Raw genomic sequence first — 21,041 nt, forward strand, 5'->3', positions numbered from 1 at the left:
AGCACTTGGGCTGATTAGGCGATGTGGGATTTTGCGGCAGATATTGCCAAGATGGCCGATTGCGAGGCCATACTGGAATTCGTCTACGAAAACTGCCTCGACAATGGTGCCACCTGGTTCAGCTACCATTTCACGCCGATCTTCGAATCGCAGACTTCCAAGAAGACCTTCATCTGGTCGCGTGACTATCCGCTCGAATTCCAGCGGCGCTACGTCAGTGGTGCGTGGCGCGAGATCGATCCGGTTCCTCGACTGACGTTCCAATACGGACCGGTGCTGGTCTGGCGCGACGCGATCGAGCTCGGCCGCGGCGACCCGAAGGCCGAGCGGTTCTTCGAGGAAACCGTCACTGCGGGGGTCGACAACTGGGTCGGTTTCGCCGTGTTCGGCCCGCGCAACCGCAATGCCTATTGCTCGATGCGATTCGAGCGCGACCCTGCCGATTTCTCGAACGAGCAATTGCAGCAGATCCATTCGCTGCTGCTCGCGGCGCATCTCCAGATCTGCAAGATCATGGATGGCGGCCGGGCGTCTGTCTCGCTGTCGGAACGCGAACGCGAGGTGCTCGAATGGATGGGGCGGGGCAAGTCGTCGGTCGATATCGGAACGATCCTCGACATTTCGCCCGAAACCGTACGCACCTATACCCGGAGGATCTTCGACAAGCTGGACACCAATGACCGGGTCACCGCGACGGTGCGCGCGCTCAAGCTGGGATTGGTCGAGCTTTAGCGCAGCAGCCCGGTGCGCGGCGCCTTGCGGTTCCAGCGGTGGACTAGCATCAGCGATCCGATGCAGATCATGTTGGTCAGCATGGAACTGCCGCCATGGCTCATGAACGGCAGCGGGATGCCCACCACGGGGGCAAGCCCCATGACCATCATCAAATTGATCGCGACATAGAAGAAGATCGTCGCGGTCATGCCCAGCGCGATCAGCTTGCCGAAGCGGTCGCTACTGGCGCGCGCGACTGACAGGCCCCAGCGCAGGATCATCGCGAAAGCGCCCAGCACCACGATTCCCCCAGAAAACCCCATTCTTCCGCCATGGTGGCGAAGATGAAATCGGTATGCGGTTCGGGCAGGTAGTTGAGATGGCTCTGCGAACCTTCGTTGAAGCCCTTGCCCGAGAAACCGCCCGAACCGATGGCGATCTTCGACTGGGTGATGTGATAGCCATCACCCAGCGGGTCGCTTTCGGGATCGAGGAAGGTGAACACGCGCTTCTGCTGATAGGGTTGCAGACCGAAGAAGAACGCGACCGGCGCCAGAACCGCGCCCGCCGCAGCCGCACCGATGAACCAGCGCAGCGGCAGGCCGGCGGCGAACATCACCATCGACCCGCCGAAGACGATCGCCAGCGACGTGCCCAGATCAGGTTGCAGCAGCACCAGCGCCACGGGGGTCAGGATCAGCAGGCCGGGCACGACAAGCGCGCCGAGCGTCGGGACCATGCCGACCGGCAATGTGGAATAGTAGCGCGCGAGAACCAGCACGACCGCGGGCTTCATCAGCTCGGACGGTTGCAGCTGCATGAAGCCGAGATTGAGCCAACGCTGGCTGCCGCCACCGACGAAGCCGATCGCCTCCACCGCAAGCAGCATTGCCAGGACGACGCCGTAGATCGGGAAGGCGAAGAACAGCACCAGCTCGCGCGAGAACCGGCTGAGGACGAACGCCATGACCAGGAACACGCTGAAGCGGATCACGTGCGACGAGGCGTAGGGATCCCAGCTGCCACCCGCCGCCGAGAACAGGACCAGCGCCCCGAAGGCGATCAGGACGAACAGCGGGAACAGCATCTGCCAGGGCTGCCGCGCGATCGGCACAGGAACGATCGAGCTCATTCACTGGTGTCCGGCGGGGGCGCGGCAGGATCGCCCTGCGCGGCGTCCGCCCGCGCGCTGGCTGCGGCTTGCGACACTTCCTCGGGCGAACGGGTATCGACGCGCGAGGGGCCGACTTCTTCGGCAATGCTTTCGGGCTGGCGGGCCGCGACGCGGGCTTCGGCCTCGACCTGGTCGAAGATATCCTCGTCGCGCGAGGGGGCCGGGGGCACCGCCTCACCCTGCGCGGCGGCATAGGCGCGGTATTTCGCATCCAGCCGTTCCTGCGCGCTGCCGCCCCACTGTTCCTCGAGCGGGCGCAGTGCGTCCATGCCCTTGGCCGGGTCGAACATGAAGGTCATCACATCGCGGGCGATGGGATAGGCCGCGCCCGAGCCGCCGCCGTGCTCGATCACCACCGCGCCGGCGTATTTCGGTTTGTCGAAGGGCGCGAAGAACACGAACAATCCGTGGTCGCGATACTTCCAGGGGCCGGTCCGGCCATTGGACACGCTGAGCGAGACGACCTGCGCGGTTCCGGTCTTGCCGGCCATCTTGATGTCGTCGAACGGCAGGCGCGCACGCCCGGCGGTGCCCGGTCCGTTGACCACGTCGCTCATCGCCTGGCGGACATAGCCGATCTCGTCGGGGCTGAAATCGAAATGCTCGAACTGCGGGGTTTCGCCGGTCAGCTGCAGGCGCGGCATGACCCTGTTCCCGGTTGCCATCCGCGCGCTCATCACCGCCAGCTGCAGCGGGTTGGTCAGGTAGTAACCCTGGCCGATCGAGGAATTCACCGTGTCATAGGGCTGCCAGGCACTGTCGTGCTTGCGCTGCTTCCATTCGGGGGAGGGCACGGTGCCGTAGAACTGGCTGGTCACGGGGAGGGGGAATTCCTCGCCCAGACCCATCTTGTGCGCCCATTCGGCGACTTTGGCGAAACCGATCTGCTGCGCGAAATGGTAGAAATAGCTGTCGCAGCTCTGATAGATGGCTTTCGCCATGTCGACCCGGCCGTGATTGCTCCAGCAATTGAAGAAGCGGTTGCCGATCCGCCGCCCGCCACCGCACATAATCGCCTCGTCGGGTTTGATCCCCGCATCGAGGAAGGCCATGCAATGCATCGGCTTGACCGTCGAACCGGGGGGATAGAGGCCCTTTAGCACCTTGTTGCGCAGCGGCACGCGCTCGTCTTCGCGCAGCATGGCGTATTCGACGCGCCCGATGCCTTGCGAAAAGCTGTTGGGGTCGAAACTGGGCATGGACGCCATGCACAAGAGGTCGCCCGTCTCGCAATCCATGACGACGACCGAGCCGCTTTCGAGGCCGATGCGGCGCGCCGCGTAGTCCTGCAGCGGGCCGTCGATCGTCAGCCGAACGGGATCGCCCTGGACGTCTTCGCGGGTCTCGAGATCGCGGATGATCCGTCCCGAAGCGGTGACTTCGACCCGGCGCGCGCCGGGCACACCGCGCAGGTCGAGCTCGAACTGCTTTTCCAGCGCATCCTTGCCGATCTTGTACCCGGGCGTGATCAAGAGCGGGTTGCGGTCCTGCTCCTCGTATTCCTCGGCATTGGCCGGACCGACATAGCCGAGCAAATGGCCGACGCTGGGCCCGGTCGGGTAGAACCGCGAAAAGCCGCGCTGCGGAACCACGCCGGGAAGGTCGGGCAGGCGCACGCTGACTGCGGCGAATTCGTCATAGCTGATACCCGAGGCGATCTCGACGGGCTGGTAGCCGGGCCCATCGTCGACCCGTTTGCGGATATCGGCGGCCTGATTGTCGTCGAGATTGAGAATGGTCGTAAGCGCGTCGATCGTCGCATCGGGGTCTTCGGTGCGATCGGGAATGATGTCGACGCGGAAATCGGCCCGGTTCGAAGCCAGCGGAGCGCCGTTGCGATCGAGCATCCAGCCGCGCCGCGGGGGGATCAGCGACAGGTTGACGCGGTTGCTCTCGCTTTCGAGCTCGTATTTCTCGTTCTCGGCGATGGCGATATAGCCCATTCGCGCGGCCAGCAGCACGCCGAGCCCGCCCATGGCGGTGCCGATGACGAAGGTTCGCCGGTCGAAGGCATTGTCCAGCGTCGACTGGGTTACGACCTCGCGGGGCCGGGCACGGCGGCGCAGGCGCATTACAGCGCTCTCCAGCGGGTCAGCCGGAAGCGGTCGAGCATGGCCACGAAACGCGCCGCGATCGGAAAAAGCAGGATGGTGAGCACGAGTTGCGGAACCAGGGCGACGAGCGAATGGATGGTGGGCTGCGCGCCCGACAGGAGCCAGCCTGCGAACAGGTAGCCGACGATCAATAAACCCGCCGTGAACCAGTCCTGCCAGAAGGCTCGCCACGGCAAGCGCATCTCGACCACTTCGATCGCCAGCATGATCAGCGACCAGACGAACATCGCGAAGCCGAAGGGCTGACCGCTGAACAGATCGTCGATCAGGCCCAGTGGCAGTCCGGCCCAGACGGGCAACAGGCCCGGCCGTACCAGCCGCCACCCCAGCAGCATCAGAAGTCCCAGCGGCGGGACCACCGGCAGCGCGGTGGCGATGGGGAATACCGGCAGGATGGACGCGACCATGATCGATGCCCAGGGCACCGCATTGGCCAGCATGTTCGAATGCGATCGGTTTATCCGGCTGCCATAGGCATCGGTGCGCGCCCGTGGATCGTTGCGCTCCATCAATCCGTCAGCTCGCGTTCGATCGGGGTTTCCGCGCCCAGCGCCGCTTCGGGTTCGTAGATCTGTTCCACGCTGACGTAGTCCGCGGCCGCCGGATCGCTGACAATCCGCGCAAGACCGCCATCATCAGTCGTCTCGGTCAGTATCGCCACGGCGATACCTGGCGGATAATAGCCGCCCGCACCGCTGGTGACGAACAGGTCGCCGGGCTCCAGCGGGTTGATGCCGAGGTTGATCAGCTTGATGCGCAGCAAGCCATCGCCGCGGCCTTCGGCGAAAGCGACCACTTCATCGCCCGCGCGGCGGACCGGCAGCACGCTTTCGGTATCGGTCAGCAGCAGGACGCGCGAACTGGAACTGCCGGTTTCGAGAATCCGACCGACAACGCCGCGCGGCGAACGCACTGGCATTCCGACCGCGACGCCATCGTCGCTGCCCGCGCCGAGATAGGCGAACCGCCGCGTGCTCGAGGCGGACGAACCCACCAGCCGCGCCACCGCGACGGGCTTGGTCTCTGCCTCGTGCAGGTCGAGCAGGCCCTTCAGGCGGACGTTTTCCTGCTTCACCGCCTCGGCCTCGCGCAGCCGGATACGCGCGATTTCCATTTCGCGCTTGAGCTGCGCGTTCTTCGAACCCGCGCGGTAATAGCCGCTGATGTTCTCCCAGACGCTCTTCGATCCGGTGCGCACCGTGGCGGCGGTTTCGGTGGCCGGCGACAGGCCGCCCTGCGCCGCGCCGCGCACTCCGCCGAACAGCTGCGGCTGGAAGAACGAAAGCGCAAGCAGGATCGCGCCGATCAGCGCGCCGATGCCCGCGATCACGTATCCGGTGAACAGATTGTACTGCGCCCTGCGAGAATACCCCGAGCGCCGTGAGCCTGTCGGCGCCATTCCCCTGCCTTTCCTAAGCCGTCATCAGGACGCCGCGGTAGATCGGGTCCTCCATTGCGCGGCCCGTGCCGAGCGCGACGCAGGACAGCGGATCTTCCGCGATGGTGACCGGCAGGCCGGTTTCCTCGCGCAGATATTCGTCCAGCCCGCCGATCAGCGCGCCGCCGCCGGTGAGCACGATGCCCTGGTCGACGATGTCGGCCGCCAGCTCGGGCGCGGTGTTTTCCAGCGCGATGCGCACGCCTTCGACGATCGCGCCGATGGGTTCGGACAGCGCTTCGGCGATGTGGCCCTGGTTGATCGTGATTTCCTTGGGCACGCCGTTGACGAGGTCGCGGCCCTTCAGCGTGATGCTTTCGCCCACGCCGTCTTCGGGCGGACGTGCGACGCCGAAATCCTTCTTAATCCGCTCGGCGGTGCTGTCGCCGATCAGCAGGTTGTGATGTCGGCGGACATAGGAAACGATCGCTTCGTCCATCTTGTCGCCGCCGGTGCGGACCGAGGTGGTGTAGGCGAGGCCACGCAGCGACAGCACGGCGACTTCGGTTGTGCCGCCGCCGATGTCGACGACCATGCTGCCGACCGGTTCGGTCACGGGCATGTCGGCACCGATCGCCGCGGCCATCGGTTCGAGGATGAGATAGACTTGGCTGGCACCCGCATTCGATGCGGCATCGCGGATCGCGCGGCGTTCGACCGAGGTCGACCCCGACGGCACGCAGATGGTGATTTCGGGATAGCGCATCAGGCTCTTGCGCCCGTTTACCTTGCGGATGAAGTGCTTGATCATCTCTTCGGCCACGTCGAGATCGGCGATCACGCCGTCGCGCAGCGGGCGGATGGCCTCGATGCTGTCGGGCGTCTTGCCCATCATCATCTTGGCATCGTCACCCACGGCCTTGACGCGCTTCATGCCGTTGATCGTCTCGAGCGCAACCACGCTTGGTTCATTCAGGACGATACCCTGGTCCTGCACGTAAACCAGCGTGTTGGCGGTGCCGAGGTCGATCGCCATGTTCTGCACGCCGAATTTGAAGAGATTGTTCCAGAAGCCCATTTTCGTTCGATTTTCCGTTGTGTCGCGTGATCCGGCGAAGGGGAGCGACCCGCTCGCACCTCTCCAGCAGGAAATGGTGGGCGAGCCTTAGCGAGATTATCGCGCGAATGCCAAAATTTTCCGCTATTCCCGTGGGGGATAGGTGAACGCATTGCCTCGGAATCGCGGCGCTTCACCGCTAGAACGATCTGCCCATGCCGCTAATCCGCCGCCTGCCCGAGAATCTGGTCAACCGCATCGCTGCGGGCGAGGTGGTCGAACGGCCGTCTTCGGCGCTCAAGGAGCTTGTCGAAAACGCGATCGACGCCGGCGCCACGCGGATCGCGGTGAAGCTGGTCGAAGGCGGACTGACCAGTCTCGAGGTGACCGACGACGGCTGCGGGATGAGCCCCGACGAAATGGCGTTGGCGCTCGAACGGCACGCGACATCGAAGCTGCCGGACGAGGCGATCGAACAGGTCGCGACACTGGGGTTTCGCGGCGAGGCGCTGCCGAGCATCGCCAGCGTGGCCCGGTTCACGATCGAGAGCCGTCCGGCCGGGGCCGAGCAGGGCTGGAAACGGGTGGTCGATCACGGCGAGATCGCCGGCGAAGGCCCCGCCGCACTGCCGCCCGGCACGCGGGTGCGGGTCGAAAACCTGTTCGCCAAAATCCCCGCGCGGCGCAAGTTCCTGCGCACGGCGCGGAGCGAATACGCCGCCTGCAAGGACGTGGTCGTGCGGCTTGCCATGGCGCGGCCCGACGTGGCGATCAGCTTCGATCACGGCGAGCGGAGGATATTCGCGCTGCAGGCCGGGGAAGGGCTGGCCAACCGCGTCGCGCAGCTAATCGCGCGCGAGCTCAAGGACAACGGCGTCGCGATCGACATGGACCGCGGCGAAATGCGCCTGACCGGGATCGCGGGGCTGCCGACCTACAATCGCGGCGTGGCCGACCACCAGTATCTGTTCGTCAACGGCCGCCCGGTGAAGGACCGGCTGCTCACCGGTGCAGTCCGCGGCGCCTATGCCGACATGCTCGCGCGGGATCGCCACGCGGTACTGGCGCTGTTCCTCGACCTGCCGGCAGAAGAAGTCGACGTGAACGTCCACCCCGCCAAGACCGAGGTGCGGTTCCGCGATGCACAGGGCGTGCGCGGATTCATCGTCTCGGGCCTGCGCCGCGCGCTGGCGACGGGCGACAAGCGCAGCGCGCAAAACCCCGACGCGGGTGCCATGGCGCGCTGGCAGCAGGAACCCGTGCGCGAGGAGCCGTCGCCCGCGCTGCGCTCGATCTTCGAAGGGCGCGACTGGTCCGCGCCTGCCACCGGCGTGGCCGAGCCGGGCCGGACCTGGCACGCGGGCGAGGGCGGCACCATGGCCGAGCCGCGTGGCCGGGCCGAGGAAGCGGTACCGGCGGATACGTCCGCGCAGGACTATCCCCTGGGCATTGCCCGCGGCCAGGTCGCCAACACCTATATCGTCGCCGAAGCGCAGGACGGGCTGGTGCTGGTCGACCAGCATGCCGCGCATGAACGGCTCGTGCTCGAACGCCTGCGGGCTGCGGGCGCCGAAGAAGCGGTCGCGCGCAGCCAGGCGCTGCTGATCCCCGAAGTGGTCGAGCTCGACGAAACCAGCTGCGACCGGCTCGAGGAAGCTGCACCCCGGCTTGCCGAACACGGGCTTGCGATCGAACGTTTCGGGCCCGGGGCAATGCTCGTACGCAGCCTGCCGCACGCCATTGCGCGGACCGATCCGGAAAAGCTGCTGCGCGATATCGATGACGACCTCGCGCTCAATGGCGAGGCGCTGCTGCTCGGCGAAAAGCTCGATCTCGTTCTCGCCACGATGGCGTGCCACGGCTCGGTCCGCGCGGGACGCGTGCTGCGGGTCGACGAGATGAACGCGCTGCTGCGCGAAATGGAACGCACCCCGCGTTCAGGCCAGTGCAATCACGGCCGGCCGACCTGGGTCAAGCTGTCGATGGAAGACGTCGAGAAACTGTTCGGGAGGCATTGATGCGCATTACCATACCGCTCCTGTTGGCGCTGGGACTGGCGGCCTGTGCGGACGAGCCGACCGAGGAAGAGCGGGCTGCCGCCGTGGCGGAAGTGGAGGCGCACCAGACGCCGCCGCCCGAACAGCTCGAACCCGGCGCGATCCGCTATCGCGAGATCGAGGAATACGACCTCTACGGCGCAGGCTGCAGCTTTGCGCCCGCGGGCGGGGGAGTGGCGGCGGTGGCGCTGGCCATGGCAGAAACCGGGCATTTTCTGCGCGATGGCGAAATGCAGACGCTGGCTGCCGACAAGGGCAGCGCCGAACTGCCCTATCTTGCGCGCAGCAAGTATGACGGGACGGCCTATTCCATGACGCTGGAGATCGAGGAGGATGCGGGCGAGGAAGTGGCTGCGGAAGTCAGCGATTTTCCCGCCACGCTGACGATCTCGAATGCCAACGACCAGGTGGTCTATCGCAAGTCGGGCATCGCGCAATGCGGCGTCTGAGCTAGTCGGTCCCGGCGGGATCGCGTGTGCGGATCAGCCCGTTCGAAACCATTTCCATCACCGGTTCGTCGTTCTGGTTGAAGACGGTGAGATGGCTCTTGAAGATGCCCATTTCGGGGCGCGAGGCACTGCGGCGTTTCTCGATCACTTCGCTTTCGCAGCGCAGCGTGTCGCCCGGGTAAACCGGCTTCTTCCAGCGCAGCTTGTCGACCCCGGGTGACCCGAGCCCCGCCTGCTTGTGCTTGGTGAGATTGGCGACCAACATCGACATGGTCATCGCACAGGTGTGCCAGCCGCTGGCGGAGATGCGGCCGAAATGCGTTTGCGCCGCCGCCTCGTCGTCGAGGTGGAAGGGTTGCGGATCGTATTTCGAGGCGAAGTCGATCACCTCTTCACGCGTCACTTCATAGTGCCCGAAGGCCTGCTTGTGCCCGATGGCGATGTCTTCGTAGAACTGCATTGCAAAATGCAATGGATCAATCGCGCGGCCGACGCAACATGGAAATGGAGCCGCGCCCCTGCGACGCGAAAAGGCGCGCGGGTTTAAAGCCGCGCGCCTGATGCGTTGGATGGGTGGTGGAACTACGCCCGGAACTGCGGGACCCGGCCGTCGGAACCCATGTCTGGAATGATCCGGTAGCGGGCCAGCACCAGGCTGAAGATCCCGAAGGCCAGCAGGCCGATCGCCACCAGCGTGAAGATGATACCTTCGCCCGCAAGGCTGGCCACGGCATCGCCCAGTGTCTTGACCTGGTCCGAGCCGCCCGACAGAAAACCGGCCTTGAACAGCGACCAGCCGATGACGAGGAAGACGACGGCGCGGGCGATATAGCCGATGCCGCCGACGATCCGGGTCTGCGAGGGTGCACGGCCGCTGATCCGGTTCATGAAGCTGCCGGTCGCGCCCTTCTTGGCCTGGAAGATCGCAGTTGCGAAGAAGGCGATGCCGAGCAGGCCCAGCACCACGCCGCCGAACTCCATCGACAGGACACCCGAAGCCGCGTCCTGTGCGCCGCCACCGCTGCTGTCGCTGCCGGAATTGGCGAATTTGTAGGCCGAATAGGCAAGGGCGAGGTGGCCGATTGCGCTACCCGCATGGCCAAGCCCTACCGCCCAACCCTTGGTGTCGGTCCCGTGGTTCTCGATATCGAAGAATGTCGAGGCGAAGCGGAAAAGTGCATAGGCAAGCAATCCCACCACCATCAGCCACAGGATGGCGGTGCCGAGCGGGAAATCGCGGATCGCCTGGAAAATGCCGTTGGTGCCTTCGCTGATCCGGCCTGCGCTGGTCAGCGCGATCAGGCCGAGCACCGAATAGAGGATGGCGCGGCTGAAATATCCGACGCGTACCAAAGTGCTGAATTTTTCCGACTTGTCGACCACATCTGTCTCCCCGTTGAGCTTTGATTGGCAACGGGGTGGGGGCGGTCTCGTTCCGCCCGGCGCTTAATTTTGCTGGGCGAGAGCACCGCGGACATCGGCCAGGTCGCCATCCGAGCGTGCTGCCTGCGGCAAGCCGACAAGATGGCGCAGCAGCGGCGCGACCGCGGTGTTCTGGAAGCCGTCCAGCGTCACGCCGTTGCGGAAGGCCGGCCCGTGGGCAATGAACAACGATGCCATTTCCGGCGCGAAGGGATCGTATCCGTGACTGCCGCCGCTCCACTGTGCGCCCGGCGCCGTGGCCGAAATCGTCCAGCCGGTATCGGGCAGGCACAGATAGGGCGGGATGCGATCATGCGTGCCGTACTGGAAGCGCGCCGGGATCTCGCCCTTGCGCCAGCATTCCATATGCGCGTGATCGCGCAGCAGGGCCGCCTCGAGCGCCGCAGCATTGCCTTCGGTGGGCTGGAAAGTCGCATAGGCGCCGCCTTCGACCAGCCGGTAGAGCGCCGGATCGACGATATCGGCCAGCGCGATGACCCGGTCCGAACCTGTCGCAGCCATGCCGTGATCCGAAACGATCACCAGGTTGGCGGGCTGGCCCAGCGTCTCGAGCCCGGCGACGAGACTGGCGATGTGCCCGTCGATATCGCGCAGCGCGGCGTCGGTTTCCTCGCTAGCCGGCCCGGCGCCATGGCCAGCGCTGTCGACCGTGTCGAAATAGAGCGTGACGAATTCGGGCCGGATTTCGGCCGGCCGGCGCAGCCAGTCGAGCACCGAATTGACGCGCTGGGTGTTCGAAACCTGCATGCTGAAGGCCTGCCAGTCGCTGGCCATCGTCCCATCGGTCACCGGGCCGTAGCGCACTGCCGTTCCGCCCCAGGCCACGGCCGAGCCGGGCCAGAACATTGCGGCGCTGCGGATGCCCGCTTCCTCGGCCTCGACCCAGACCGGCTTGGCTTCGCTCCACCAATAGGGATCGACCGTGGCCATGGTGAAGGGATCGTCGGGGCGCGCGGCATCTTCCATGCGGTTGGCGGTGATGCCGTGATGATCGGGCACCAGGCCGGTCACCAGCGTCCAGTGATTGGGGAAGGTTTTGGTCGGGAAGGACGGCCGCATCGCCGCGCGCGTACCGTCGCTGGCCAACTGCGAGAGCGTCGGGGTCAGCCCGCGTTCGAGATAGTTCGGGTGGAAGCCGTCGATCGATACCAGGATCGTTACCGGTTCGCGCTGCTGGGCCACCGCCATGCTGGCGGCTGGCGCATCGGCATAGACGGCGCAGCCGCCCAGCACGCTGGCAAGACCGAGGGCGAGGGCGGCGGCAATCCGGTTCATGGAAGTGACCTCAGACGTTGAACTTGAACAGCAGGACGTCCCCGTCCTGTACCAGATATTCCTTGCCCTCCTGGCGCAGCTTGCCCGCTTCGCGCGCACCGCTTTCTCCGCCCAGTGCAAGGTAATCATCGTAGGCAATTGTTTCAGCGCGAATAAACCCGCGCTCGAAATCAGTGTGGATCTCGCCCGCGGCCTGTGGTGCCTTGGCCCCGGTGGGGAAAGTCCAGGCGCGCGTTTCCTTCGGACCGGCGGTGAAGAAGGTCTGCAGGCCGAGCAGCTTGTAGCCCGCGCGGATCACCCGGCTCAGTCCCGATTCTTCCAGCCCCAGTTCGGCGAGGAATTCGCCGCGATCTTCGACCGGCATCGCGACCAGTTCGGCTTCGATCGCTGCCGAGACCACCACAGCTTCGGCGCCTTCCGTCTTGGCCTTGGCGAAAACCAGCTCGGACAGCGCATTGCCGCTGGCAGCGTCTTCTTCGGCGACGTTGCAGACATAGAGCACCGGCTTGGCGGTCAGCAGCTGGGCCTGGCGGAAGACGCGGGCCTCTTCCTCGTCCTTGGGCTCGGTCAGCCGCGCAGGCTTGCCGTCCTTGAGCAGCTCGAGCGCCTGGCCGAGCACGCTGGCCATCAGCTTGGCTTCCTTGTCGCCGCTGGTGGCACGCTTGGCGGCAGCGGGAACGCGCTTCTCGAGGCTTTCGAGATCGGCCAGCAGCAATTCGGTCTCGACCACTTCGGCATCGGCCAGCGGGTCGACCTTGTTGGCGACGTGCTGGATGTCGTCATCCTCGAAGCAGCGCAGCACATGCACGATCGCATCGACTTCGCGGATATTGCCGAGGAACTGGTTGCCCAGCCCTTCGCCCTGGCTCGCGCCTTTGACCAGTCCGGCGATATCGACGAAGGCCAGCTGCGTCGGCAGGATCTTGGCCGACTTGGCGATCGCGGCAATCTTGTCGAGCCGCTCGTCCGGCACTGCGACCTGGCCGACATTCGGCTCGATCGTGCAGAACGGATAGTTCGCGGCCTGCGCGGCCTGCGTCTCGGTCAGTGCGTTGAACAGGGTGGACTTGCCGACATTCGGCAGGCCGACGATCCCGCAGCGGAAACCCATCAGAAACTCCGGTATATGTGTGTGGCGCGCGCCTTAGCCGCGCCGCACGCGAATAGCCAGAGCGTCAGACGTTGTGCACCGCCTTGATCAGCGGGCCGTAGCCGCTTTCGCCCAGCCAGCCGACCTGCGTCCTGGCGCTGACCTCGTTGATCGCGGTCTGCGGGATCGCTCCGCCGCTCACCGGCAGGCGTACCGGCCGGCTCCCCGGGACCATGCCCAGCACCCGCATCATCGCGCGCGGGATATCCATCGGATCGGCGCTGCGGCCCGAACCGTCCGCCGTTCCCATGCCCGCGACGATCTGCGGGTACCCCTCCAGATGCGTCTGGTCGGCGCGGTCCTTGAGCTGTTGCGAATAGCGGTTGCGGTTGACCCAGATCTGCGTCGGGTAGCCACCCGGCTCTATCACGGTCACGCCGATATTGTGCGGGACCAGTTCGTAAGCGAGCTGTTCGAACATCGCCTCGACGGCGAACTTGGTCGCCGAATAATGCCCGGTATAGGGTACCATGACCCGGCCGAGCTGGCTCGACACAGCGAAGATATGGCCCTGCTTGCGCGCGCGCATTCCGGGCAGCACCGCGCGGGCCAGCCGGTGGTAGCCGAGCACATTGGTATCGAAGGCGAGCTTGGTCGCTTCCATGTCCTGGACTTCGACCGGGCCGGTGATGCCGATCCCGGCATTGTTGACCAGCACGTCGAGCCCGCGCCCGATTTCGCGCTCGGCGCTGGCGGCGGCTTCGCTGACCTCGTGATCGAGCAGCACGTCGAGCCGAAGTACGCGGATATCGAGCGATTCGTCGCGCGCCAGCTGCATCAGCTCTTCGGCCTCGGGCCGCGGCGTGTTGCGCATGGTGGCGAAGACAGTCGCTCCGGCGCGGGCGAAATGTTCGGCGGCGAGGCGCCCGAAGCCCGATGAGCAACCGGTGATGAGGATCGCCTTGCCCGTCAGGTCGGGCGCGGGGATCAGCTTGTCGTCCTGCGCCCGGACGGCAGTGGCGGCAAGCGCCCCGGTAGCGGCGGCTCCGGCAAGCAGGGTGCGGCGGGTCAAATCAGGCATGGCAGTCTCCCTTCCGCGGAAGCATGCCGCCAAATGCCCCGATTGGCCAGCGGTTCGGAAGCCGCCGCGCCGGACCGAAGCTAGCCGCCCCGCTTGCGCTTCTTGCGCCGGTAGAGCGACACTGCGGCACCGTAGCCCGCGATACCGGTCCCCATCATCGCCAACGCGCCCGGTTCGGGAACCGCAGTTCCGCCGCTCCCGTTTCCGCCACCCGAATCGCTGGGCGGGCGGGTCATCGCCGCCGCGGAAGTGGCCGTGACCAGCAGGCTGGCGGTGAGAAGTGCTGTCTGCAACAGGCGCATGAATGATCCCCGAATTATTCGAATGCGGCGATAATGGAACATTCGAACTTTTCGAACCGTCTTTGCACGATTGTCTCCGACCGGGACATTTCGACTTGTTGCCGCTTCAGTCCTGCAGGCGCAGCGCGATATCGTTCATGAAGCGGGCGTCGTCGCCCTTGGCCAGCCATTCGGCTTCGGCCGCCATCGCCGCCAACATGTCGGCCAGCGGGTCCATTTCGCTCTTGGCGTAATTGCCCAGTACATGGCCGTGGACGCGCTCTTTCGATCCGGGGTGGCCGATGCCGATCCGCACGCGGCGGAAATCGGGGCCAAGGTGCTGGTTGATCGACCGCAGCCCGTTATGGCCCGCCAGCCCGCCGCCCATGCGGACCTTGACCTTGAAGGCGGCAAGGTCGAGCTCGTCATGGAACACCGTCAGCGCATCGGGTTCGAGCTTGTAGAACCGCAGCGCTTCGCCCACCGCGCGGCCGCTTTCGTTCATGAAGGTCGCGGGCTTGAGCAGCAGCACCTTGTGCGTGCCGATCCGGCCTTCCTGCGCCCAGCCGGAAAACTTCTTCTGGACCGGGCCGAAATCGTACATCGCCGCGATGACGTCGACCGCCATGAAGCCGACATTGTGCCGGTTCATGGCATATTTCGGTCCGGGATTTCCAAGGCCTGTCCAGATCTGCATGCAGGGTCCTCTAGCGAGGATGGGGCCAAACGCAAAACGCCGGCCCCTCGCGGGACCGGCGCTTCGTTGCGGTGAGGCAAGAGGCGATTACTCGCTCTTGTCTGCCTGTTCCTGCGCAGCGTCCTCGTCGACACCCTGTTCGGTGGCGGGGACATCCTGCGGATCGGTTTCGCCGTCCTGCGTGGTATCGCCTTCGGCCTTCTTGAGCGCCGAGGGAGCAACCAGCGTGGCGATGGTGAAGTCGCGATCGGTGATCGCGCTTTCGCTGCCGGCGGGCAGCTGCACTTCGCTGATGTGGATCAGAATCGCCGACTTCCTTGCCGGTGACGTCGACTTCGATCTCGCCGGGGATCTTGTCGTTGTCGCAGACCAGTTCCAGCTCGTGACGGACCACGTTCAGCACGCCGCCCTTCTTCAGGCCGGGGCTGGCTTCCTCGTTGAGGAACACGACGGGGACCGAAACTTCGATCTTGCCGCCCTTGGCGAGGCGGAAGAAGTCGGCGTGCTCGGGACGGTCGGTGACCGGGTTGAGAGCGACGTCCTTGGGAAGCGTCTTGACCTTCTTGCCACCGATTTCGACCTCGACGATCGAGTTCATGAAGTGACCGGTCATCAGCTGTTTGACCAGTTCCTTCTCCTCGACGTGGATCATAATGGGGTCTTCCTTGCCGCCGTAGATCACGGCGGGGACACGGCCTTCACGGCGCAGCTGACGGGAGGCTCCCTTGCCAGCCCGTTCACGCGCCTCGGCCGGCAGGGTCAGAGCGTCGCTCATGGCACTTACCTTTCGAATGCTATTTGGTTGCTCGGTCCACCACGCCTCCAGGGATGACCATGGTGCCGAAGGGCGCGCGCATACGCAGGGCGGGCGTGAAAAGCAAGCGGCATCGCCTGCCGGGCGGCGCTATTCGAGGCGGCTGACGGTGTAGCCGCGGCTTTCGAGCAGGGCGGGCAGACCGCATTCGCCGAGCAGGTGGCCCGCGCCCACCGCGATCAGTGGGCGTTCGCTGGCGGAAAGCAGGTTCTCGATCTGCGCCGCCCAGGACCGGTTGCGGTCATACAGCAGGACCTGCGCAAGTTCGGGGTCGGCGAGGATCCCGCGCCGCGTCAGCTCGATCAGCCGGTCGGTGTCGCCGCCCAGCCAGGCGTTGGCCAGCGTATCGCCCTTGTCGCCATATTCGCGCGCTTCCTCGATCACGGCATTGAGGAGGTCGCGCTGTTCGGTCTGGGGCAACGTATCGAAGATGGCCAGTTGCGCGCGCGCGCCCTCGAGTTCGACGACCTCGCGCTGGTCGAAGGCGGCCAGCAGCACGCGGTCGGCGCCGTTTTCCGCCTTGTTTGTCTGCGCGACCTGCGCCAGCGCCAGCGCCGCAGCCCAGCTTTCCATCGGGTCGAAATAGCTCCGGCGGACCTTGGCCTTGACCAGCAGTTCCTCGAATTCGCCGCGCAGCGCGGGATCGATCCGCTCGATCACCGGCCCCTCGCGCCGGTCGAAGGCCATCTGCTGGAACAGCTTCGACAGGTCCTCGCCATTGCCGAGATCGGCCACTTCGACCACCAGCATGTCGGCATCGCCAAGCGTTTCGGTCAGCCGCGGCGATTGCCACTTGGCCCCGTCGGGCAGCGCGTGGATCGTGCCGAACAGCCATCCCTCGACTGCGCCCGCGCTATCGGTGATTTCCCACAATGCGGGGTGCGGCCCATCGGGCTTGGCGGCATCGGGCGTGCTGTCGCAAGCGGCAAGCAGCAGCGCCAGCGCAAGGCCGAGTACGCGGGCAGGCCGGGAGGATAAGCGAAACGTCACAAGGCCTGTCTGCATGGAACGCGCGGCCGCGCAAGCCGGGAAAAGCCCGCGGTCCGACGATGGGACAGCTATTGCACGCGGGTCACCGCCAGCCCGCGGCCGGTGAGATAGTCCTGCACGCTCATCGCGCCCGCCAGATGCCCCGCGCCCACGGCAACGAACACCGTGCCGGGCTCATCCAGCCGCGTATCGATCCATTCGGCCCAGCGCTCGTTGCGATCGTAGAGCAGCGCCTTGGCGAGCACCGGATCGGTCAGCCCCTCGTTGAGCAGCGCGGCCAGCCCGTCGGCATCGCCATCGAGCCATTCTTCGACCATGCGGTCCATCATCGGGACGATGTCGTCGATATTGTCGGCCGAGACCATCAGGAAGGCGACCTGCGATTCCACCGGCAGCGTGTCGAACAGTTCGATCTGCCATTCGAGCGTTTCGAGCGCGCCGCGCGCCGCACTGGCCGGGGCGAGTTCCTCCAGCTTCATCTCGACCCCGCTCTCCGCCTTGTAGCCGGCCTGGAGCAGGGGGACGATCGACAGCGTCATGGCCGCGAACCACGGTTCGAACTGGTCGAAGGCGGCGGGCGGCATGTTCATCCCGGCCAGCGCGGCTTCGAACTTCGCGCGATCATCCTCGCCCAGCAGGTCGCGCAGCGTGCGCCCGTCGGCCAGCAGCGCCTTCGTCATCACCTGCTGCTGCGCTGCAGGATCGAGCGCGGCGCCGCTGGGGATCTCGGTCACCAGTTCCTGCGTCTGCGCGAGCGCCTGCTCGATCGGCCCGCGGTACCATTCGACGCTTTCGGGCAGCGCGTGCACGGTCCCGAACAGATAGATCGTTGTGTCCTCGTCGGCGACCTTCCACAGGCCCGGGCCCGCGGGCGCCGGCGGTTCGGCGACGGGGGCGGGCGGCGGGGTGGGGCTTTCGGTCGCGGGGTAGCTGGCGCAGCCCTGCAGGACGAAGGCCAGCGGGGCGAGCGACAGCAGCGCCGGACGTAGCTTGGATATGGGCATGCGCGATGATTCCGTTCGGTTGGGCGTTGCGGGATACCGGCGCTTGGGGCTGCTTGCCAAGCCGCGCTGGCATATTGCCCGGGGAAGCGCGCCGCGCTGCGGCATTGACCGGTGAAACACCTTGCGCCATTGCCCCGCGCCATGGACCGCAATCCGCAAAATTCCTTCCAGGACATGATCCTCGCGCTGCACGATTTCTGGAGCGCGCAGGGCTGCCTCATCCTGCAACCCTACGACATGCGCATGGGCGCAGGCACCTTCCACACCGCGACGACGCTGCGCGCGCTCGGCCCCGAGCCATGGAACGCCGCCTTCGTCCAGCCCTGCCGCCGCCCGACCGACGGTCGCTATGGCGAAAACCCCAACCGGCTGCAGCATTATTACCAGTACCAGGTGATCCTGAAGCCGAGCCCGCCCGACATCCAGGACCTCTATCTCAAGAGCCTCGAAGTGATCGGCATCGATCCGCTCAAGCACGATATCCGCTTCGTCGAGGACGACTGGGAAAGCCCGACGCTGGGGGCCTGGGGTCTGGGCTGGGAAGTCTGGTGCGACGGGATGGAAGTCACCCAGTTCACCTATTTCCAGCAGATGGGCGGGTTCGACTGCAAGCCGGTGGCGGGCGAACTGACCTACGGACTCGAGCGCCTGGCGATGTATATCCAGGGCGTCGACAACGTTTACGATCTCGCCTTCAACGATCGCGGCGTATCCTACGGCGACGTCTTCCTCGAGAACGAGAAGCAGATGTCGAAATGGAACTTCGAAGTCGCCGAGACCGACGCGCTGTTCGACCTGTTCAACAAGGCCGAAGCCGAGTGCAAGAACGCGCTCGCCAACGACGTACCGATCGCCGCCTATGAACAGGCGGTGGAGGCAAGCCACATCTTCAACCTGTTGCAGGCCCGCGGCGTGATCAGCGTGCAGGAGCGCGCCAGCTACATGGGCCGCGTCCGCGACCTCGCGCGCGGGAGCTGCGAAGCGCATATGGCAAAGGAAGCGCCCGCCTGGGCCGAGAAATATCCGGAGTGGTCGAAATGATCCGTTTACCCGCTCCCGTCGCTCCTAAGCAGGCAGGAGCCTATCTGCCCTCTGAGGAGCTCGCCAACGCGCTTATCTGGGGCCCTGCCTGCGCAGGGGCGACGGAGGTGGCGAATGTCTGATTTCCTCCTCGAACTGCGCAGCGAAGAAATCCCCGCCCGCATGCAGGCTGGCGCGCGCGCCGAACTCGAAAAGCTGTTCCGCCGCGAAATGGACGCCGCCGGTGTCCAAGCGGGCGAGGTCACCGTCTGGTCGACCCCGCGCCGCCTTGCGCTGATCGCGCGCGGCCTGCCGCTGGCGACCGAGGCTGTCAGCGAAGAATTGAAGGGGCCGCCCGTCGGCGCGCCCGATCAGGCGGTCGACGGTTTCTGCCGCAAGGCGGGCGTCGCCAAGGCCGATCTCGAAACGCGCGAGGTCAAGGGCCGCGAAACCTATTTCGCAGTGAAGAACGTACCCGGCCGCGCGACAGCGGACCTGCTCGCCGAAGCGATCCCCGCGATTATCCGCGACTTCAGCTGGCCCAAGTCGATGCGCTGGGGCGGCGCCTCGATCAGCACCGAATCCTTGCGCTGGGTGCGCCCGCTGTCGGGCATCGTCGCGCTGCTGGGCGACGAAGTGGTCGACTGCGAAGTGCATGGCGTCACCAGCGGTGCGGTGACGCTTGGGCACCGCTTCCACCACTCGGGCGACATCACGATCGGCAATGCCGACGACTATGCGATGAAGCTGCGCGCGGGTCACGTCATCGTCGACCATGAGGAACGGCAGGACCTGATCCGTTCGGGCGCTAGCAAGGTTGCCAGCGAAGCCGGCCTCCGCCTCGTCGAGGACGAGGGGCTGGTGATCGAGAACGCGGGCCTGACCGAATGGCCCGTTCCGTTGCTCGGCCGGTTCGAGGAGGATTTCCTCGAGGTCCCGCCCGAGACCATCCAGCTGACCGCGCGCGTCAACCAGAAGTACTTCGTCTGCGAGGACGAGAAGGGCGAACTCGCCAACGCGTTCATCTGCACTGCCAATATCGAGGCGGAGGATGGCGGCGCGCGCGTGGTCGACGGCAACCGCAAGGTCCTCGCCGCGCGCCTGTCCGACGCGCGCTTCTTCTGGGACGTCGATCGCAAGAAAACGCTCGCCGAGCACGCCAAGGGGCTGGAGCGGATCACCTTCCACGAGAAGCTGGGCACCGTGGCCGACAAGGTCGACCGCGTGGCCAAGCTGGCGCGCTGGCTGGTCGAGGAAGAAATCGTCAAACCCAACACCCGTCATTCCCGCGAAGGCGGGAACCCAGATAACGGCGGTGGTACGGGCAATTCAGGCCAGCTGGACCCCCGCCTGCGCGGGGGTGACGGCTTGAGCCGGGAAGACCTCGCCGACATGGCCGAACAGGCCGCGCGGCTCGCCAAGGCCGACCTCGTCACCGAAATGGTCGGCGAGTTTCCCGAGCTACAGGGCCTGATGGGCGGCTATTACGCCCGCGCCGAGGGCCTGCCCGATTCCGTCGCCGACGCGATCCGCGATCACTACAAGCCGGTGGGGCAGGGCGACGACGTTCCGACCGCACCGGTGACGGTGGCGGTGAGCTTGGCGGACAAGCTGGATACGCTGCGCAGCTTCTTCTCGATCGATGAGAAGCCCACCGGATCGAAAGACCCCTTCGCACTTCGTCGTGCGGCGCTGGGTGTTATCCGCATCGTACAGGACAACGACCTTCGTTTCGGCGTTGCCCAAGGCGACCTCCTCGACTTCTTCGCCGACCGGCTCAAGGTCCAGCAGCGCGAAGCAGGTGTCCGCCACGACCTGATCGACGCGGTCTTCGCGCTTGGCGGCGAGGACGACCTTGTCCGCCTGCTTGCCCGCGTGCATGCGCTCCAGTCCTTCATGGACAGCGAAGACGGCGCCAATTTGCTCGCCGGCTACAAGCGTGCGGCCAATATCCTCAAGAAGGAGGACTGGCACGGCGCCGAAGGCGAAATCGCGCGGACCGGCGAGGAAGACCCGCTGGCGATCGTCGACGATCCCGATCTGAAGGCAGTGGTCGCGGCCAAGATGGAGCAGCGCCACGCCAGCGAGCTTTCCTACGCGGCCGAACCGGCCGAAAAGGCGCTCATGGATGCGCTTGCGAAATCGGAACCGGCAGCGAGCCGAGCCATTGAAGATGAAGACTTTTCCGCCGCCATGGCCGCACTGGCCGCTTTGCGGGCGCCGATCGACCGTTTCTTCGAAGAAGTGACGGTAAATGCCGATGAAGAAAACAAGCGGGCGCACCGTCTCGACCTGCTTGCGCGCTTCCGTGCTGCGGTGCACAAAGTCGCCGATTTCAGCCGCATCGAGGGCTGATGAATTATTGCTCCATGGACCGTGGTCCATGTGGTCCAAGTTGTAGGA

Annotated in this window: 19 protein-coding genes and 2 pseudogenes; 5 read left to right on the forward strand and 16 right to left on the reverse strand. The window is 65.6% G+C overall.

Annotated elements, in window-relative coordinates; genetic code table 11:
* Positions 1-21: 21 nt before the first annotated feature.
* Positions 22-732 (forward strand): LuxR family transcriptional regulator, encoded by a 711-nt coding sequence (locus tag WKH79_RS03455; RefSeq protein ID WP_063506108.1) that lies wholly within the window; start codon positions 22-24, stop codon positions 730-732.
* On the opposite strand, the pseudogene WKH79_RS03460 reads toward WKH79_RS03455, so the two are convergent.
* The 6 genes and pseudogenes from WKH79_RS03460 to WKH79_RS03485 all read right to left on the reverse strand — a co-directional run.
* Positions 729-1,079: pseudogene (locus tag WKH79_RS03460) on the reverse strand (FtsW/RodA/SpoVE family cell cycle protein); the annotation flags it as partial. The gene WKH79_RS03455 and the pseudogene WKH79_RS03460 sit on opposite strands and share 4 nt — an antisense overlap.
* Complete coding sequence (locus tag WKH79_RS03465; RefSeq protein ID WP_341859613.1) at positions 992-1,846, reverse strand: FtsW/RodA/SpoVE family cell cycle protein; 855 nt, start codon at positions 1,844-1,846, stop codon at positions 992-994. The pseudogene WKH79_RS03460 and the gene WKH79_RS03465, both read right to left, overlap by 88 nt.
* Positions 1,843-3,960, reverse strand: coding sequence for a penicillin-binding protein 2 (mrdA, locus tag WKH79_RS03470; protein ID WP_269420901.1), 2,118 nt, complete (start codon positions 3,958-3,960; stop codon positions 1,843-1,845). Before mrdA ends, WKH79_RS03465 begins: the two co-directional genes overlap by 4 nt.
* On the reverse strand, positions 3,960-4,442 hold the full coding sequence (gene mreD / locus WKH79_RS03475) for a rod shape-determining protein MreD (RefSeq protein WP_233997716.1): 483 nt from the start codon (positions 4,440-4,442) through the stop codon (positions 3,960-3,962). Before mreD ends, mrdA begins: the two co-directional genes overlap by 1 nt.
* Positions 4,443-4,510: 68 nt before the next feature.
* On the reverse strand, positions 4,511-5,401 hold the full coding sequence (mreC, locus tag WKH79_RS03480; RefSeq protein WP_063506112.1) for a rod shape-determining protein MreC: 891 nt from the start codon (positions 5,399-5,401) through the stop codon (positions 4,511-4,513).
* Between the two features lie 13 nt (positions 5,402-5,414).
* Positions 5,415-6,458: a rod shape-determining protein gene (locus WKH79_RS03485; RefSeq protein ID WP_050600579.1), complete on the reverse strand. Its 1,044-nt coding sequence runs from the start codon at positions 6,456-6,458 to the stop codon at positions 5,415-5,417.
* Positions 6,459-6,652: 194 nt separating this feature from the next.
* Between WKH79_RS03485 and mutL the strand changes: the two genes are divergently transcribed.
* Both mutL and WKH79_RS03495 read left to right on the forward strand, forming a co-directional pair.
* Positions 6,653-8,455 carry a DNA mismatch repair endonuclease MutL gene (gene mutL, locus WKH79_RS03490; protein WP_341859614.1) on the forward strand — a complete coding sequence of 601 codons (1,803 nt, stop codon included), beginning with the start codon at positions 6,653-6,655 and terminating at the stop codon, positions 8,453-8,455.
* On the forward strand, positions 8,455-8,943 hold the full coding sequence (locus WKH79_RS03495; RefSeq protein ID WP_050600577.1) for a hypothetical protein: 489 nt from the start codon (positions 8,455-8,457) through the stop codon (positions 8,941-8,943). The genes mutL and WKH79_RS03495 overlap by 1 nt, the downstream gene beginning before the upstream one ends.
* A gap of 1 nt (position 8,944) precedes the next feature.
* Here WKH79_RS03495 and WKH79_RS03500 read toward each other — a convergent pair whose 3' ends face one another.
* The 10 genes and pseudogenes from WKH79_RS03500 to WKH79_RS03545 all read right to left on the reverse strand — a co-directional run bounded on the left by WKH79_RS03500 (position 8,945) and on the right by WKH79_RS03545 (position 17,618).
* Positions 8,945-9,403 (reverse strand): MaoC family dehydratase, encoded by a 459-nt coding sequence (locus WKH79_RS03500; RefSeq protein WP_341859615.1) that lies wholly within the window; start codon positions 9,401-9,403, stop codon positions 8,945-8,947.
* A 122-nt stretch (positions 9,404-9,525) separates the two neighbouring features.
* Positions 9,526-10,326 carry a DUF1206 domain-containing protein gene (locus WKH79_RS03505; protein WP_341859616.1) on the reverse strand — a complete coding sequence of 267 codons (801 nt, stop codon included), beginning with the start codon at positions 10,324-10,326 and terminating at the stop codon, positions 9,526-9,528.
* A 63-nt stretch (positions 10,327-10,389) separates the two neighbouring features.
* A complete protein-coding gene (locus WKH79_RS03510; RefSeq protein ID WP_341859617.1) occupies positions 10,390-11,661 on the reverse strand; it encodes an ectonucleotide pyrophosphatase/phosphodiesterase in 1,272 nt (423 codons plus the stop codon).
* 10 nt (positions 11,662-11,671) lie between these two features.
* On the reverse strand, positions 11,672-12,772 hold the full coding sequence (gene ychF, locus WKH79_RS03515) for a redox-regulated ATPase YchF (RefSeq protein ID WP_050600573.1): 1,101 nt from the start codon (positions 12,770-12,772) through the stop codon (positions 11,672-11,674).
* Between the two features lie 64 nt (positions 12,773-12,836).
* Positions 12,837-13,832 carry an SDR family oxidoreductase gene (locus tag WKH79_RS03520; RefSeq protein ID WP_341859618.1) on the reverse strand — a complete coding sequence of 332 codons (996 nt, stop codon included), beginning with the start codon at positions 13,830-13,832 and terminating at the stop codon, positions 12,837-12,839.
* Positions 13,833-13,912: 80 nt separating this feature from the next.
* The gene (locus WKH79_RS03525) at positions 13,913-14,125 is read right to left on the reverse strand and encodes a PEP-CTERM sorting domain-containing protein (protein WP_341859619.1); all 213 of its coding nucleotides are present in this window, start codon (positions 14,123-14,125) and stop codon (positions 13,913-13,915) included.
* A gap of 115 nt (positions 14,126-14,240) precedes the next feature.
* A complete protein-coding gene (gene pth, locus WKH79_RS03530) occupies positions 14,241-14,810 on the reverse strand; it encodes an aminoacyl-tRNA hydrolase (protein ID WP_050600570.1) in 570 nt (189 codons plus the stop codon).
* 87 nt (positions 14,811-14,897) lie between these two features.
* Positions 14,898-15,585: pseudogene (locus WKH79_RS03535) on the reverse strand (50S ribosomal protein L25/general stress protein Ctc).
* A gap of 129 nt (positions 15,586-15,714) precedes the next feature.
* A complete protein-coding gene (locus WKH79_RS03540) occupies positions 15,715-16,629 on the reverse strand; it encodes a TraB/GumN family protein (RefSeq protein WP_341859620.1) in 915 nt (304 codons plus the stop codon).
* A 53-nt stretch (positions 16,630-16,682) separates the two neighbouring features.
* The gene (locus tag WKH79_RS03545; RefSeq protein WP_341859621.1) at positions 16,683-17,618 is read right to left on the reverse strand and encodes a TraB/GumN family protein; all 936 of its coding nucleotides are present in this window, start codon (positions 17,616-17,618) and stop codon (positions 16,683-16,685) included.
* Positions 17,619-17,759: 141 nt separating this feature from the next.
* On the opposite strand from WKH79_RS03545, the gene WKH79_RS03550 reads away from it, so the two are divergent.
* Together WKH79_RS03550 and glyS are read left to right on the forward strand one after the other, a co-directional pair.
* Complete coding sequence (locus WKH79_RS03550) at positions 17,760-18,659, forward strand: glycine--tRNA ligase subunit alpha (RefSeq protein WP_050600567.1); 900 nt, start codon at positions 17,760-17,762, stop codon at positions 18,657-18,659.
* Between the two features lie 114 nt (positions 18,660-18,773).
* Positions 18,774-20,993 carry a glycine--tRNA ligase subunit beta gene (gene glyS / locus WKH79_RS03555; protein ID WP_341859622.1) on the forward strand — a complete coding sequence of 740 codons (2,220 nt, stop codon included), beginning with the start codon at positions 18,774-18,776 and terminating at the stop codon, positions 20,991-20,993.
* Positions 20,994-21,041: the final 48 nt, after the last annotated feature.

This window comes from Qipengyuania sp. GPGPB31 (assembly GCF_038396345.1).
Taxonomy (GTDB): domain Bacteria; phylum Pseudomonadota; class Alphaproteobacteria; order Sphingomonadales; family Sphingomonadaceae; genus Qipengyuania; species Qipengyuania citrea.

What these genes read in the sequence shown, in the direction of transcription:
- pth (WP_050600570.1), bottom strand. Translation starts at nt 14,810, where the DNA reads ATGCAGATCTGGACAGGCCTTGGAAATCCCGGACCGAAATATGCCATG.
- WKH79_RS03455 (WP_063506108.1), top strand. Translation starts at nt 22, where the DNA reads ATGTGGGATTTTGCGGCAGATATTGCCAAGATGGCCGATTGCGAGGCC.
- WKH79_RS03545 (WP_341859621.1), bottom strand. Translation starts at nt 17,618, where the DNA reads ATGCCCATATCCAAGCTACGTCCGGCGCTGCTGTCGCTCGCCCCGCTG.
- WKH79_RS03520 (WP_341859618.1), bottom strand. Translation starts at nt 13,832, where the DNA reads ATGCCTGATTTGACCCGCCGCACCCTGCTTGCCGGAGCCGCCGCTACC.
- glyS (WP_341859622.1), top strand. Translation starts at nt 18,774, where the DNA reads ATGTCTGATTTCCTCCTCGAACTGCGCAGCGAAGAAATCCCCGCCCGC.
- WKH79_RS03495 (WP_050600577.1), top strand. Translation starts at nt 8,455, where the DNA reads ATGCGCATTACCATACCGCTCCTGTTGGCGCTGGGACTGGCGGCCTGT.
- mutL (WP_341859614.1), top strand. Translation starts at nt 6,653, where the DNA reads ATGCCGCTAATCCGCCGCCTGCCCGAGAATCTGGTCAACCGCATCGCT.
- ychF (WP_050600573.1), bottom strand. Translation starts at nt 12,772, where the DNA reads ATGGGTTTCCGCTGCGGGATCGTCGGCCTGCCGAATGTCGGCAAGTCC.
- WKH79_RS03540 (WP_341859620.1), bottom strand. Translation starts at nt 16,629, where the DNA reads ATGCAGACAGGCCTTGTGACGTTTCGCTTATCCTCCCGGCCTGCCCGC.
- mrdA (WP_269420901.1), bottom strand. Translation starts at nt 3,960, where the DNA reads ATGCGCCTGCGCCGCCGTGCCCGGCCCCGCGAGGTCGTAACCCAGTCG.
- WKH79_RS03510 (WP_341859617.1), bottom strand. Translation starts at nt 11,661, where the DNA reads ATGAACCGGATTGCCGCCGCCCTCGCCCTCGGTCTTGCCAGCGTGCTG.
- mreC (WP_063506112.1), bottom strand. Translation starts at nt 5,401, where the DNA reads ATGGCGCCGACAGGCTCACGGCGCTCGGGGTATTCTCGCAGGGCGCAG.
- mreD (WP_233997716.1), bottom strand. Translation starts at nt 4,442, where the DNA reads ATGCTGGCCAATGCGGTGCCCTGGGCATCGATCATGGTCGCGTCCATC.
- WKH79_RS03500 (WP_341859615.1), bottom strand. Translation starts at nt 9,403, where the DNA reads ATGCAGTTCTACGAAGACATCGCCATCGGGCACAAGCAGGCCTTCGGG.
- WKH79_RS03550 (WP_050600567.1), top strand. Translation starts at nt 17,760, where the DNA reads ATGGACCGCAATCCGCAAAATTCCTTCCAGGACATGATCCTCGCGCTG.
- WKH79_RS03485 (WP_050600579.1), bottom strand. Translation starts at nt 6,458, where the DNA reads ATGGGCTTCTGGAACAATCTCTTCAAATTCGGCGTGCAGAACATGGCG.
- WKH79_RS03465 (WP_341859613.1), bottom strand. Translation starts at nt 1,846, where the DNA reads ATGAGCTCGATCGTTCCTGTGCCGATCGCGCGGCAGCCCTGGCAGATG.